13 protein-coding genes are annotated in these 12273 nt (G+C 53.2%); 6 read left to right on the top strand and 7 right to left on the bottom strand.

Annotated elements, in window-relative coordinates:
• Window positions 1-150: 150 nt before the first annotated feature.
• The 6 genes from L0M99_RS08670 to L0M99_RS08695 form a co-directional block, all read right to left on the bottom strand.
• On the bottom strand, window positions 151-345 hold the full coding sequence (locus L0M99_RS08670; protein ID WP_024058732.1) for a DUF3117 domain-containing protein: 195 nt from the start codon (window positions 343-345) through the stop codon (window positions 151-153).
• Between the two features lie 164 nt (window positions 346-509).
• Window positions 510-1205, bottom strand: coding sequence for a TIGR00730 family Rossman fold protein (locus L0M99_RS08675; protein ID WP_024058733.1), 696 nt, complete (start codon window positions 1203-1205; stop codon window positions 510-512).
• 197 nt (window positions 1206-1402) lie between these two features.
• Window positions 1403-2044 (bottom strand): O-methyltransferase, encoded by a 642-nt coding sequence (locus tag L0M99_RS08680; protein ID WP_238128378.1) that lies wholly within the window; start codon window positions 2042-2044, stop codon window positions 1403-1405.
• A 60-nt stretch (window positions 2045-2104) separates the two neighbouring features.
• Window positions 2105-3226: an Mrp/NBP35 family ATP-binding protein gene (locus tag L0M99_RS08685; protein ID WP_024058735.1), complete on the bottom strand. Its 1122-nt coding sequence runs from the start codon at window positions 3224-3226 to the stop codon at window positions 2105-2107.
• 150 nt (window positions 3227-3376) lie between these two features.
• Window positions 3377-3886 (bottom strand): DUF1003 domain-containing protein, encoded by a 510-nt coding sequence (locus L0M99_RS08690; RefSeq protein WP_024058736.1) that lies wholly within the window; start codon window positions 3884-3886, stop codon window positions 3377-3379.
• Window positions 3870-5183 (bottom strand): magnesium transporter MgtE N-terminal domain-containing protein, encoded by a 1314-nt coding sequence (locus tag L0M99_RS08695; protein WP_024058737.1) that lies wholly within the window; start codon window positions 5181-5183, stop codon window positions 3870-3872. The genes L0M99_RS08690 and L0M99_RS08695 overlap by 17 nt, the downstream gene beginning before the upstream one ends.
• Window positions 5184-5368: 185 nt before the next feature.
• Between L0M99_RS08695 and L0M99_RS08700 the strand changes: the two genes are divergently transcribed.
• On the top strand, window positions 5369-6142 hold the full coding sequence (locus L0M99_RS08700) for a general stress protein (RefSeq protein WP_024058738.1): 774 nt from the start codon (window positions 5369-5371) through the stop codon (window positions 6140-6142).
• 111 nt (window positions 6143-6253) lie between these two features.
• Window positions 6254-8179, top strand: coding sequence for a translational GTPase TypA (gene typA, locus L0M99_RS08705; protein WP_024058739.1), 1926 nt, complete (start codon window positions 6254-6256; stop codon window positions 8177-8179).
• A gap of 25 nt (window positions 8180-8204) precedes the next feature.
• On the opposite strand, the gene L0M99_RS08710 is transcribed toward typA, so the two are convergent.
• Window positions 8205-8438, bottom strand: a complete 234-nt coding sequence (locus L0M99_RS08710) for a hypothetical protein (RefSeq protein WP_024058740.1) — start codon at window positions 8436-8438, stop codon at window positions 8205-8207.
• Between the two features lie 38 nt (window positions 8439-8476).
• Here L0M99_RS08710 and fdxA point away from each other — a divergent pair, with 38 nt between their 5' ends.
• From fdxA to L0M99_RS08730, 4 genes are all read left to right on the top strand, one after another.
• Window positions 8477-8803 carry a ferredoxin gene (gene fdxA / locus L0M99_RS08715; protein WP_024058741.1) on the top strand — a complete coding sequence of 109 codons (327 nt, stop codon included), beginning with the start codon at window positions 8477-8479 and terminating at the stop codon, window positions 8801-8803.
• Window positions 8804-8886: 83 nt separating this feature from the next.
• A complete protein-coding gene (gene dapC / locus L0M99_RS08720) occupies window positions 8887-10053 on the top strand; it encodes a succinyldiaminopimelate transaminase (RefSeq protein WP_024058742.1) in 1167 nt (388 codons plus the stop codon).
• 103 nt (window positions 10054-10156) lie between these two features.
• Window positions 10157-11500 (top strand): citrate synthase, encoded by a 1344-nt coding sequence (locus tag L0M99_RS08725; RefSeq protein ID WP_024058743.1) that lies wholly within the window; start codon window positions 10157-10159, stop codon window positions 11498-11500.
• A 103-nt stretch (window positions 11501-11603) separates the two neighbouring features.
• Window positions 11604-12272 (top strand): vitamin K epoxide reductase family protein, encoded by a 669-nt coding sequence (locus L0M99_RS08730; RefSeq protein ID WP_024058744.1) that lies wholly within the window; start codon window positions 11604-11606, stop codon window positions 12270-12272.
• Window position 12273 lies beyond the last annotated feature (1 nt).

Genomic DNA, 12273 nt, shown 5'->3' on the forward strand with positions numbered 1-12273 from the left:
ACAATCCTCTCAAAAAATCAAAAAAACCTAGGAACAAAACCTGGGACGCTTCAAAGGGTTATGGAGGCAGCGGTAAGTAGCCTAAATAACCTAAGTAACCTGGGTAGGGTACCAGCCACGAACCGGTGGTTTACTGGGTGGGAGGGCGAACTAGACTTCGTCAGGGTAGAGCTGGTGAATAGCTACCGCTAGATCGATAACTTCCTGTTTACTCATCTCGATCACGAGGCGTCCGCCCCCTAAAGCAGGTAGACGTAACACGACTTCCCGTCCGGCTTCGGTGCGAACTCCGTCCTCGGCTACTTCTAACGGACCATCTCCGGTTCGTGGTTTCATTGCGGCCATGCTAACCCCCAGAGAGCTAAATCAAAACGGCTGAAACAGCAATTACCTAGCTAATTATAGCAGATTAAGACCTTTACCCGCCTTGCGGCTCGATTAACGCTTGGTGATCCCGGTTAGGGCAGCACAGGGAAGCTGGCAGTAAAAGTGGGCGCTAGGGAGCAGAATTACCGATCTTGAGGAGCTTTACCGATAATCTCAAGAGCTTCGGCGGGGGTATCAACCAGCTGTATGGAAGCGAATTCCTTCTCCGTAATCATTCCCAACCCGATTGCCTGCTCCTTTATCCAAGCAAGTAAACCACTCCAATAGCTGCGTCCTACTAGCACGATGGGGAAGGACTGGATCTTGCCGGTTTCTGCCAAGGTGACGGCTTCAAATAGCTCATCTAAAGTGCCGAATCCTCCCGGTAAAACCATAAAACCTTGCGCATATTTCACAAACATGGTTTTGCGAGCGAAAAAGTACCGGAAATAGATCCCCAGCGAAACCCAATCATTGAATACTTGCTCGTGCGGCAGCTCGATTCCTAGCCCCACCGCAATGCCTCCCGCCTCGGTGCAGCCTTTGCAAGTGGCCTCCATTTGTCCCGGTCCGCCCCCAGTAATCACTGCCCAGCCCGACTGAGCTAGGAGTCGGCCAGTTTCTTCCCCCAAAGCATATTCGGGGGCATCCTGGGAAGTACGCGCGGACCCAAAGACCGAAATAGCCGGTCCCAGTTCTGCTAAGGCCCCGAAGCCCTCGATAAACTCGCTCTGAATTCTAAGAACTCGCCAAGTGTCGTTGTGAAGCCAGTCAGTATCCTTTTGGGGGCTAAGCAGCCGCTGCTCCGAAGTCTCGGTAGGCATTAGGGCGTTACGCATTTGAATGGGACCGCGGCGGTACACGCCATCATTTTTAAAACTTCTCACTCGCGAAGCATACCAGTAAGCAGTTGAACCCTTAGTTAACAGCGCCGAAACATTGGATAGCTCGCCACTGCAAAATAAGGAAAACTGCTAGTAGCGACCGTTGAGCGCTTAACTAAAATGTTCCCTCAAAGGGGAGAAATATCGCCCGCCTACTCAGGCGGACAATAAACCCCCACAGCTAGTCCATCACCACAGGTGAGCACATTGGCAATGAAACGTTCATCGTTCAGCAACGCCGTAACCGCTTGCCGCATTTGGGTAGTTTCCATTTCGCGGCGCGCCGGGTCTCCCACCTGATCCATCCAGAGGGCGTGCACGATTGCCACCATACCGCCGGGACGCAGAATCCGAGTTGCTTGTTCAATATAGCTGGAGATTTCCCTTACGTCTGCATCAATTACCACCAGGTCGTAGGCGGCACCTGCCATGCGAGGGAGTACTTCCAGCGCATGACCATTGATGAGACGGGTACGATTTGATTTCTGGGTGGCGAGGCGGAAAGCGGTACGGGCTGCTTGCTGGAACTCGGATTCGGAATCAATGGTGGTAAGTACCCCGTTCTCAGACATTCCAGCCAGCAGATATAAACCCGAAACTCCCGCTCCGGTACCAATTTCGAAAACAGCTTTTGCGCCACAGGCAGCCGATAACATCCGCAAAGCAGCTCCGGTGGCAGGAGAAACTGGGGCAGCCCCCATTTCTACCGCGGCGGTTCGAGCCGCCGCGGTGATTTCGTCTTCAACCACCTGAGACTCAGTCCAGTCCCAACTTAAAGCTTTGTTGTTATTCATTACGACTTCCTCGCTAGCGGATTTACGCTTGCAACCAGTTTACGTAACCAGCTCCGTAACTTACAGGGGTTTAACGCCCAGGTTTCGTCCGGCAAGTGAACGGGTACGCTTAGCCAGTGCCTTGGCGACCTGGTTAATAGCTTGGGAGGCCGGGGAATCAGGATGCATAGCCACTACCGGAGTTCCCTGGTCAGATCCTTCCCGCAAAGCGATATCTAGGGGGACGTTAGCCAGAACCGGCACTTCGTATCCTAGTTGAGCGCTGAGGCGTCCGGCCACCATGTCTCCGCCACCGGTACCGAATAAATGCAGTTTACTGCCATCTTCTTGCGGAAGATATGACATGTTTTCGATTACCCCGATGACTCGCTGTTCGGTTTGCGCTCCGATGACTCCGGCGCGCTCGGCAACTTCTGCCGCCGCCACCTGCGGGGTAGTTACCACCAGGATTTCTGAACCTGGCAGCAACTGGGAAATCGAAATAGCGACATCTCCGGTTCCCGGAGGTAGATCCAGCAGTAATACATCCAGGTCGCCCCAGTAAACATCCGCTAAGAACTGTTGGAGGGCACGGTGCAGCATAGGGCCGCGCCAAACTACCGGCTGCCCGTCCGGAACGAACATGCCGATAGAAATCACTTTTACTCCGCCGGCAACCGGGGGAACAATCATGCCATCAATCACGGTTGGTTCTTCCGCGACCCCTAGCATTCTAGGAATCGAAAAACCATAAATATCAGCATCTAGCACCCCAACTTTGAGACCTTGGGAGGCCAGAGCTAAAGCCAAGTTGGCGGTCATCGAAGATTTACCGACTCCGCCTTTACCAGAAGTAATCGCGTAGACTCGGGTCAGATTATCGGGTTGGGTAAAGGGAATCACATTTTGCGGCCCCGAAAGTTTTTCTTTCAGCGAGGCTCGTTGCTCCTCATCCATGACCCCCATTTCTACGGTCACTGCACTTACGCCGGGAACTTTAGAGACTTCCTCTTGGACATCTTTTTCGATTACCGATTGCAGGGGACAACCTGCGATAGTCAAATCAACACCGACTTTGACCGCGCCGTCCTCGCCAATAGAAATTTCGCGCACCATATCTAGGTCGGTAATTGCCCGTCCTAGTTCGGGATCGATTACCCGACTTAGTGCCTGCCTAATCGCGTCTTCGTTTAACTGACTCATGACCTCCATCCTATATGGCGCAAGCCAATACCTCACTTTTAGCTAAGCTAATGGCGATACCGCTTAAGGCTCGCTTCGAAGGAGCCGGCGGGTAAGGTTGAACGGATAAGGGGAGGTTCCTGGTGTCCGGCTTGACCGGTTAGACTATAATTATTCTTCGGTTTCGCGCCGTTGTTTGTGTTCGTCTTCGTCCTTAAGTTCATCTAAGAGGTCGCGCAGTTCCCCGCGCACGAAATCTCGGGTTGCCACTTCCGACATAGATAGGCGCAATGAAGCAATCTCCCGAGTGAGATATTCGATTTCGGCATGGTTCTTTTCCGCGCGGCGTCGGTCTTGTTCCGCAGAAACTCGATCGCGGTCATCTTGTCGGTTTTGAGCCAATAAAATCAGGGGAGAAGCATAAGAAGCCTGCAGGGAAAGCATGAGAGTCAGGGCAGTAAATCCCAGGGCGGCACTGTCGAAACGCCAGGCCTCCGGAGCCCAGGAGTTCCAAGCTAGCCACAGAACGACGAATACCGTCAAGTAAACCAAAAATTGGGGAGTTCCCTGGAAGCGCGCGAAAGACTCCGAAACCTGCCCGACGCCCTCGGACTGTAAATTGATACGCGGGAGCCGAAAACGACGTTTCCTTTCGCGGGGAGTGTCAAGCCTGTCCGCCATCTTCGATCCTTTCTCTTTCCATCGCTAAATCGGTTTCGTCTTCGTCCGCATCGCGCCAATCCTCAGGTAAGAGGTGATCGAGGACGTCATCAACACTAACTGCCCCTAAAAGATGTCGATTCTTATCAACTACCGGAACTGCGGTCAGGTTATAGGTAGCCAGCAGTCTGGTCACCGTGCCGATACCGGCAGAGGGATCCACTCCCTTAAGATCGTCATCTAGGATCTGTCCCACCAAGGTTTGTGGCGGCTCGCGTAGGGCTTTTTGGATATGGACTGCCCCCAGGAAACGGCCGGTGGGAGTCTCGGTGGGGGGACGGCACACGCATACCATTGCTGCCAGCGCCGGGGGTATATCTTTGCGCCGCACGTGGGCTAATAAAGTGGCTACATCTGCATCGGGTGGCAAAATCACGGGAGTGGTGGTCATTAAACCCCCGGCAGTCCGTTCCCCATAGGCCATTAGGCGCCGAACATCCGCCGCCTCTTCGGGTTCCATTTCTGCCAGTAATATCTGCGCCTGTTTTTCGGGCAGTTCATTTACCAAGTCGGTGGCATCGTCCGGTTGCATCACATCCAAGATATCGGCGGCTCGCGCCACATCGAGAGAGGTCAGGATAGAGACTCGATCCTCTTGACCTAGCTCTTCAAGTACGTCAGCTAAGCGGTCATCTCCTAACTGTGCTGCCACCTCTAAGCGCCGCTCTTCAGGTAGATCAGCCAAGACATCGGCCACATCCGCAGCTTTGGCGTCCTCTAATTGAGCTAGTAGGGTGGTTGCCTCCTGGGGGAGCACTGATTTACGCAGGTGAGATACTTCGGAAGGGTCAATTAGCATGGTTTCTCCGCGGCTAAGAGCCAGCGCGGAAGTTACTCGCTGCACATAGAGCTTGGTGATATACCAGTCACGACGATCATCCTGTTCCATGCACATATCCTGGATTTTTACGTCTCCAGAACCGTCTCGCATCGCCAAGACCCGATCCATAAGCTCGCCCATAACCATGGTCTCTGCTACCCGCTGTTGGAACTGACGAATATTAACCAGTCCCGTGGTGATAACTTGCCCAGGTTGGATCGCCACTATCCGGGTTACCGGAACGAACACCCTCCGGTGTCCGGCCACCTCAACTACCAAACCCACCACCGTGGGCAGGCCGGTAAAACGCAAAACAATAATTACATCGGTTACCCTGCCGATTTCATCTCCTACCGGGTCAAATACGCGAGTTCCTGCCAATTTGCCAATGAAAACGCGTGAACCGATGGGTTTAATTGAATGCTTGGCGTGCTCCATATCTCTAACTCTACTTGAAGATTGAAGCGGGCAAGGCTTTAGCCAAATTGCAGTAATTTCTCTAGCAGACAATACCCGTTTGTTAGCAGGTCAAGCGGGGTAGCTAGATTCGCCGGCGGCAAAATTTTACGGGCATTACGGGCATTAGTTTTGCAATGCGTTGATCCTCAATAGACACTTAGGCTATGGCTTTTCCTCGAAACCGCATGGTAAACGCAGCTCTCCAAGGGCAGGATTTGGCGATCTTCTCCTCGAAAGAAGACGTGGAAGAAGCCATTAATTACTTAAAATCTAAAGATTTCCCATTGCAGCAACTTCTGGTACAAGAGCGCGGGCTAACTCGTTCCAATCAAGTAGTTGGGATTGTTACCTGGCCGAAGGCTCTGCTGGCTGGTTTTTCTCGTGGCCTGATGATGGGAATTTTCTTTGCGCTACTATTTGTGCTTTGGAAACCTTCCTGGGCGGTTTTTGCGCCCCTAGTGATTGCAGCTTTCGCCCTTCTGACCGCAATTGAGCGTCTAGTTGCCTGGGCGCTGCGCTCTTCGGGTGCGGGCTACCCGATTGCCTATGCCTCCTCCCTTACCGGACAAGAGCACGTACTCATGACCGCCGCCGATTACTATATTGCCCGGCGTCACCTCCTGGACGATTCCCGCTTCCAAGCGGCCGTAGTGGAACAGGATGCCCCTAGTAGCGTCGATGATGGGCCTACCCAGTTCGGATCCCGCCTGGACGAGCGTCCTCGTTTCGGGGTTCGCCTAAGTCCCAAGGCACGCAAGCAACTGCGGGCACAGCAAACACAGGTAAACGAACAGCGCCCCGCCACTGGCTCAGGTAGCCCTGAGGTAGCAGCTCCGCAAACTTCTACCCCAGATACGAAAGACCTATCCGGGCAGCCGACTCAGGGGCAAACCGGGCAGGCGGAACCCGAAAACAGTGAGCTAAACGACGCTCATTAGCACTGGTAGTTGCCTCAGGGGTATATTTAAGGAAGTTCCGGCGCTGCGACCCTAATCCCGCCGGTTTTTTCATGCGCGAGTTAACGCTCGGAACCAAATAAGGAGGCGCGGATGAAGGTTCGCCAGGATTTGCGAAATGTGGCAATCGTTGCCCACGTAGACCACGGAAAAACTACCTTAGTAGACAAAATGCTCTGGGAATCGGGTGCCTTCGGTGACCATGCCAGCGTAGAAAAAACCGGCGAACGGGTGATGGATTCTGGCGACTTGGAACGGGAAAAAGGGATCACTATCCTCGCGAAAAACACCGCCGTGCATTATGCGGGTAAAGCAGCGCAAAATGTGGGAGTCAGCGAAGGAATCACTATTAACGTGATCGATACCCCCGGGCACGCTGATTTCGGGGGAGAAGTAGAGCGCGCCCTCTCGATGGTTGATGGGGTAGTACTGCTGGTAGATGCCGCCGAAGGGCCTCTGCCGCAAACCCGGTTTGTACTGCGCAAGGCGCTTGCCGCCCGTCTGCCGGTGATCGTGGTAATTAATAAGGTTGACCGCCCAGATTCTCGGATAGAAGAAGTAGAAGCCGAAACCGTTGACCTGTTATTGTCTTTAGCACAAGACCTGGTTGACGAGGGCGAAGAAGTAGATTTAGATTCCTTGCTGGACGTTCCGGTGCTGTATTGTTCGGCAAAAGCAGGCTGCTGTTCCTGGGAAAAACCAGCTCGCGGGCAGCTGCCAGGAAGTGACCTCCACGATCTATTCGATGCCATTATTAACCGGATTCCCGGGCCGGAATACGACCCGGATGCCCCCTTGGCTGCTCATGTGACTAACTTGGATTCTTCGCCCTTCCTAGGACGCCTGGCCTTGCTGCGGATTCATAACGGTACTTTGCGGCAAGGAGAACACGTAGGTTGGGCACGCCACGACGGTTCAATAACCGATGTGAAGCTAACTGAGCTGCTAGCCACTTTTGGTTTGGAACGTAAAAGCGTTGAGGAAGCCCACGCGGGAGATATCGTGGCGGTAGCGGGCATTCCCGAAATCACCATTGGGGAATCCTTGGTGGATCTAGATAATCCGCAGCCTCTACCGCTGATAAAAGTAGATGACCCGGCTATCTCGATGACTATCGGTACCAACACTTCTCCGCTGGCAGGCCGGGTTAAAGGGCATAAGCTCACGGCGCGGCAAGTTAAAGATCGCCTAGATCGCGAACTCATCGGGAACGTGTCCTTGAAAGTACTGCCAACCGAACGTCCAGACGCCTGGGAAGTGCAAGGGCGGGGAGAACTGGCGTTAGCGATTTTGATTGAGCAGATGCGCCGGGAAGGCTTCGAGCTCACTGCCGGTAAACCGCAGGTGGTAACCAAAGAGATTGACGGGAAAACCCATGAGCCGATGGAGCAAATGACCATCGATGTACCCGAAGACTACCTAGGTAAAGTCACCGAGTTAATGGCGGCGCGTAAAGGAAAACTCCAGACTATGTCGAATCATGGTACCGGCTGGGTGCGCCTGATTTTCCGGGTACCGGCTCGCGGTCTGATTTCCTTCCGTTCCAAGTTCCTAACCGAGACTCGCGGCTCGGGGATTGCTTCTTCTATTGCTGACGGTTATGCACCTTGGCAAGGCACAATTACCCGCCGTCAGAGCGGTTCTCTGGTGTCAGATCGTGCCGGAAAATCAACCCCCTATGCCCTGATTCAGCTGCAAGAACGGGGCAGTTTTATTATTCAACCCGGCAGCGAAGTCTATGAGGGGCAAGTAGTAGCAGAAAATCCACGCGGAGAAGATATGGATGTCAATATCACTCGCGAAAAGAAGCAAACCAATATGCGCTCTTCTACTGCCGATGCCTTCGAAGGGTTAGTACCTCCTCGGGTACTGACTTTGGAGGAGTCTTTAGAATTTGCGGCCGAGGACGAATGCGTGGAAGTTACCCCGGAAGAGATCCGGATTCGCAAAGTGGTATTAAGTGCGCAGGATCGTTTCAAAATTGCCTCCCGCAGACGCCGTCAAGAACGCGGAGAATAGGTGATTTTTAAGTCATTCGGGGTGGCTAGATTTTCGGCGGGGGAGGAACCCGTTTCCCAGTGACCATTTTTTCTGCCGGCACTGTCACCGGCCCTTTGCGGGTTAAAATAGTGACGCTAGCAGGGCTTACGTCCATAACTTCCCCGAGGGCATCATAGAGTCCGTCTGCTTCTCGCCGGCGCAAAACTACCCGTTCGCCTACTTTCCAAGATAGCCAAGGCAGGCGCGGCGGCGGTTTCTGATTGCCCACAAACTTCATAGTGAGATACTAGCAATATCGGAACTTAAGGAGAATATATGACTTACGTAATCGCTGAACCCTGCGTAGATGTTAAGGATAAAGCCTGCGTCGATGAGTGTCCCGTAGATTGTATTTACGAGGGAAAGCGCTCGCTTTATATTCACCCTGAAGAATGCGTAGACTGTGGGGCTTGCGAACCGGTATGCCCGGTTGAAGCCATTTTCTACGAAGATGACTTGCCGGAAGAATGGGCAGACTACTACCGCGCCAACGTAGACTTTTTCGAACTTAAGGGCTTGGGATCTCCGGGAGGAGCCTCCAGCGTGGGCGCCACCGGCTATGACGATCCTATGATCGAGAAGCTACCTGCCCGCGAGGAATAATCCCCGGGGATTGAGGGTGAGTTATCGGTTTTTACCTTTGGACGTGGCGGCTGGCGCCCAGGCGACTGTCATAGGGTGAATGCATGAGCAACAGTGATTTACCGCGTTCGCTAGACCTGCCAGTTTTTCCCTGGGATTTATTAACCCCCTACCGGGAAACTGCCGCCGCTTTCCCGGGGGGAGCCATAGATTTATCTATCGGAACCCCGATTGATGATTGTCCAGCTAGCGCGAAAGCGGCGCTGCAGGCGGGTGCGGATAGTCCGGGTTATCCCGCGGTTGTCGGCAGCATCCAGCTGCGGCGTGCCATTGTTGGCTGGGCACGCGAGCGGGGAATCGATTGCATAAAAGAGGACTCTTGTCTGCCGACGGTCGGGTCTAAAGAACTTATTGCCTCGCTTGGCTGGCAATTGGGGATAGGTAGGGGAGATAAGGTCTTATTTCCCGAAATTGCTTACCCTACTTACGATATTTGTGCCCGACTTGCCGGCGCCCAAGGGGTCGCGGTTTCCAATGATATTTCCACTTGGCCACGCGACGCCTCGTTGGTGTGGATAAATACTCCCGCGAATCCTACCGGCTGGGTGGCGACAAAGGACTGGCTGCGGGAAGTTGTTTCTTGGGCACGAGAAGTAGGCGCCGTGGTAGCTAGCGATGAGTGCTATAGCGAATTGACCTACGGGGGAGAAGGGCCGGCGCCCTCGTTGCTGCAAGAAGACGTCTGTGGGGGCAGCACCGAGAATCTGCTACTGGTTTACTCGGTATCAAAAGAATCAAATCTGGCCGGTTACCGGGCGGCTTTTGTGGCGGGGGATCAGGCTTTGATTTCAGCGCTGCTAGCGGTGCGCAAACACTGCGGACAGATAATGCCCTCTCCGGTACAGGCCGCCCTAACGCAGGTATTATCGGGACGCTCGCATGTTAAGGAACAAGTGGAGCGCTACGGGCGCCGGCGAAAAGTGTTGGCGGCGGCGCTCGAACAGGCGGGTCTTAAAGTTGCTGAGGAATGCGAGGCCGGACTGTACCTGTGGGTTTTCGATCCCGCGGACAAAGCCGATGTAACTGCGGCGTTGCGGGCTCCTGGTAGCGGAGCAGATTGGCGTTTGCTAGATCGTATGGCGCATCTGGGGTTGATAGTAGCCCCGGAAAGTTTTTACAACGCTCGGCCAGGATCTCATGTGCGAGTGGCTCTCTGTGTTAGCGATAACGAAATTCAGGAGACTGCCAAACGTTTAGTGAAATTTGCCTAAAAATGGTAAAGTCTTTAAAAAAGGTTGTATTCTTAAGGGTACTAAGTCCTATAGGGTGATAGTGGGAAGGCAATAAGTCTCCCTTTTAGGGAAGGTTATTAAAATGGCAGGAAATCAAAATAACACCCCAGAATCTAATGAGTCCGCTCGGCTACCGGGAGTGTTGGAGGTCGGAGGTAAAACCATCGAGTTCCCACCGGTACAAGCAACCTGTGGTGATCAAGGCATCGATGTTTCCAAGCTGCGTAATCAAACCGGGCTCGTGGCGCTTGACCCCGGTTTTTCCACTACTGCTTCCTGTACCTCGAAAGTTACCTTCATTGACGGTGGTAAAGGGATTTTACGTTACCGGGGCTACCCGATTGACCAGCTGGCACATCACTCCAGTTTCCTGGAAGTTGCCTATTTGCTGATCAGAGGGGAACTACCTACGCCCTCGCAACTAGATGAGTTCGTACGCCGAGTAAAACGTCAACGCCTGCTGCATGAAGATTTTCGGGCATTCTTTACTGCCTTCCCCTCTAATGGGCACCCGATGGCGATTTTGCAAGGCGGCATTGCCGGGATGGCCACCTATTACGAAGAAACCTTCGCGGATGTACATGATCCGGAGCTGCAGGATATTCAAGCTGTGCAGTTGCTAGCGAAAGTGCCGACTATGATCTCGTATATCGCTAAGCGGGCGGCGGGTCTGCCACTGCTGTATCCCGATAATGAGCGTTCCTATGTAGAGGACTTTATTCGTTTGACCTTTGGTTTACCCTATCAGGCGTACGATATTGACCCGGCGATTATACGAGCTCTGGAAGTACTCTTTATTTTGCATGCCGATCACGAACAAAACTGTTCCACTTCCACCGTGCGGTTGGTCGGTTCTTCTAACGCCAATATGTATGCCTCGGTTGCCGCCGGAGTGGGAGCCCTTTCTGGGCCGCTCCATGGCGGTGCAAACGAGGCCGTGTTGCGGATGTTGATCAATATTCGCGACAACGATCTTTCCATCCCCGAATTCGTAGAGAAAGTAAAGAATAAGGAAAAAGGGGTAAAGCTGATGGGCTTTGGCCACCGCGTCTATAAAAATTATGATCCCCGGGCGGCAATCGTGCGGGAACAGGCGCATAACGTTCTGGATCGGATGGGTAAAAACAATGACCTGTTTGACCTAGCTATGGAACTGGAAGAAGTTGCCCTTTCGGATGATTATTTTATCGAACGTAAACTCTATCCGAACGTTGACTTTTATACCGGTCTGATTTATTCCGCTATGGGCTTCCCTACCAAGATGTTTACCCCGCTATTTGCCCTTGGGCGCCTGCCGGGTTGGATTTCCCAATATATTGAAATGCTGCATGATCCCATGACCCGTATCGGGCGTCCGCGCCAGGTATACCAAGGCGAGCCGCAGCGTGATTATGTGCCGCTGCGGATGCGGGAAGCGAAAAAGTAACCCCTATTTGGCCAAAAAACGGGTGAGGTCGTGGGAGCGCCTCACCCGTTTTATAGTTCGCCTATATGCTAGATTATGGTTCAGATTTAGGGTAGGAGGATTAATGGCCGAGAACACTGCATCGCTATCTGCAAACGAACTGGCATTTAACTCCGATCCACTTTCTCCGTCCCCAGCTATGCGTGCCGGGCGGATTCCTCGCCTGTCCAGCCTGGAGATTCTGCTATTTTCACTGTTAGGACTGGTAGCTTCTTGGCAGTTATGGCGAACCGAAATAATTCACCGCTCCCAGCCAGAACGGGGACTAGGCTGTTCGATAAATAATGTGGTGGATTGTCGGGGAGCCATGGATTCTGCGGCCGGGCATCTTCTTTTCGGGATCCCCAATTCCATTTTCGGGATGGTACTTTTTGCGATGCTCAGCGCAGCGGGAATCTACCTGCTGTGTGGAGGACGATTGCCTAAATGGGGACTGATGGTTTTTGTTATAGGAACCAGTGCCGGCTTGGGAGCAGTGCTGTTCTTCCTTGCAACCTCGGTATTTCAGCTGCGTTCCCTGTGCCCATACTGCTTCTTAACCTGGCTGGCAACTATTTTTCTCGCTTGGCTATCCTATGCGCTTTGGGTGAGAACAGCGGCTAGTCCCACTCGCCCGTTAAAGGGCGCGCGCCGCATATTAGTAGGGTATTGGTGGTTAGGTGCGCTGCTGAGCGTAGCGGTAGTCGTTACGGTGCTATTCGCGGCGTTTGGTCTGCAGATTTTCCGGCTCTAAC

It is taken from the genome of Varibaculum cambriense (assembly GCF_022133705.1).
GTDB lineage: Bacteria > Actinomycetota > Actinomycetes > Actinomycetales > Actinomycetaceae > Varibaculum > Varibaculum cambriense_A.

Coding starts and splice junctions, on each gene's coding strand:
- L0M99_RS08670 (WP_024058732.1), bottom strand. CDS start 345: ATGGCCGCAATGAAACCACGAACCGGAGATGGTCCGTTAGAAGTAGCC.
- L0M99_RS08675 (WP_024058733.1), bottom strand. CDS start 1,205: ATGCGTAACGCCCTAATGCCTACCGAGACTTCGGAGCAGCGGCTGCTT.
- L0M99_RS08680 (WP_238128378.1), bottom strand. CDS start 2,044: ATGAATAACAACAAAGCTTTAAGTTGGGACTGGACTGAGTCTCAGGTG.
- L0M99_RS08685 (WP_024058735.1), bottom strand. CDS start 3,226: ATGAGTCAGTTAAACGAAGACGCGATTAGGCAGGCACTAAGTCGGGTA.
- L0M99_RS08690 (WP_024058736.1), bottom strand. CDS start 3,886: ATGGCGGACAGGCTTGACACTCCCCGCGAAAGGAAACGTCGTTTTCGG.
- L0M99_RS08695 (WP_024058737.1), bottom strand. CDS start 5,183: ATGGAGCACGCCAAGCATTCAATTAAACCCATCGGTTCACGCGTTTTC.
- L0M99_RS08700 (WP_024058738.1), top strand. CDS start 5,369: ATGGCTTTTCCTCGAAACCGCATGGTAAACGCAGCTCTCCAAGGGCAG.
- typA (WP_024058739.1), top strand. CDS start 6,254: ATGAAGGTTCGCCAGGATTTGCGAAATGTGGCAATCGTTGCCCACGTA.
- L0M99_RS08710 (WP_024058740.1), bottom strand. CDS start 8,438: ATGAAGTTTGTGGGCAATCAGAAACCGCCGCCGCGCCTGCCTTGGCTA.
- fdxA (WP_024058741.1), top strand. CDS start 8,477: ATGACTTACGTAATCGCTGAACCCTGCGTAGATGTTAAGGATAAAGCC.
- dapC (WP_024058742.1), top strand. CDS start 8,887: ATGAGCAACAGTGATTTACCGCGTTCGCTAGACCTGCCAGTTTTTCCC.
- L0M99_RS08725 (WP_024058743.1), top strand. CDS start 10,157: ATGGCAGGAAATCAAAATAACACCCCAGAATCTAATGAGTCCGCTCGG.
- L0M99_RS08730 (WP_024058744.1), top strand. CDS start 11,604: ATGGCCGAGAACACTGCATCGCTATCTGCAAACGAACTGGCATTTAAC.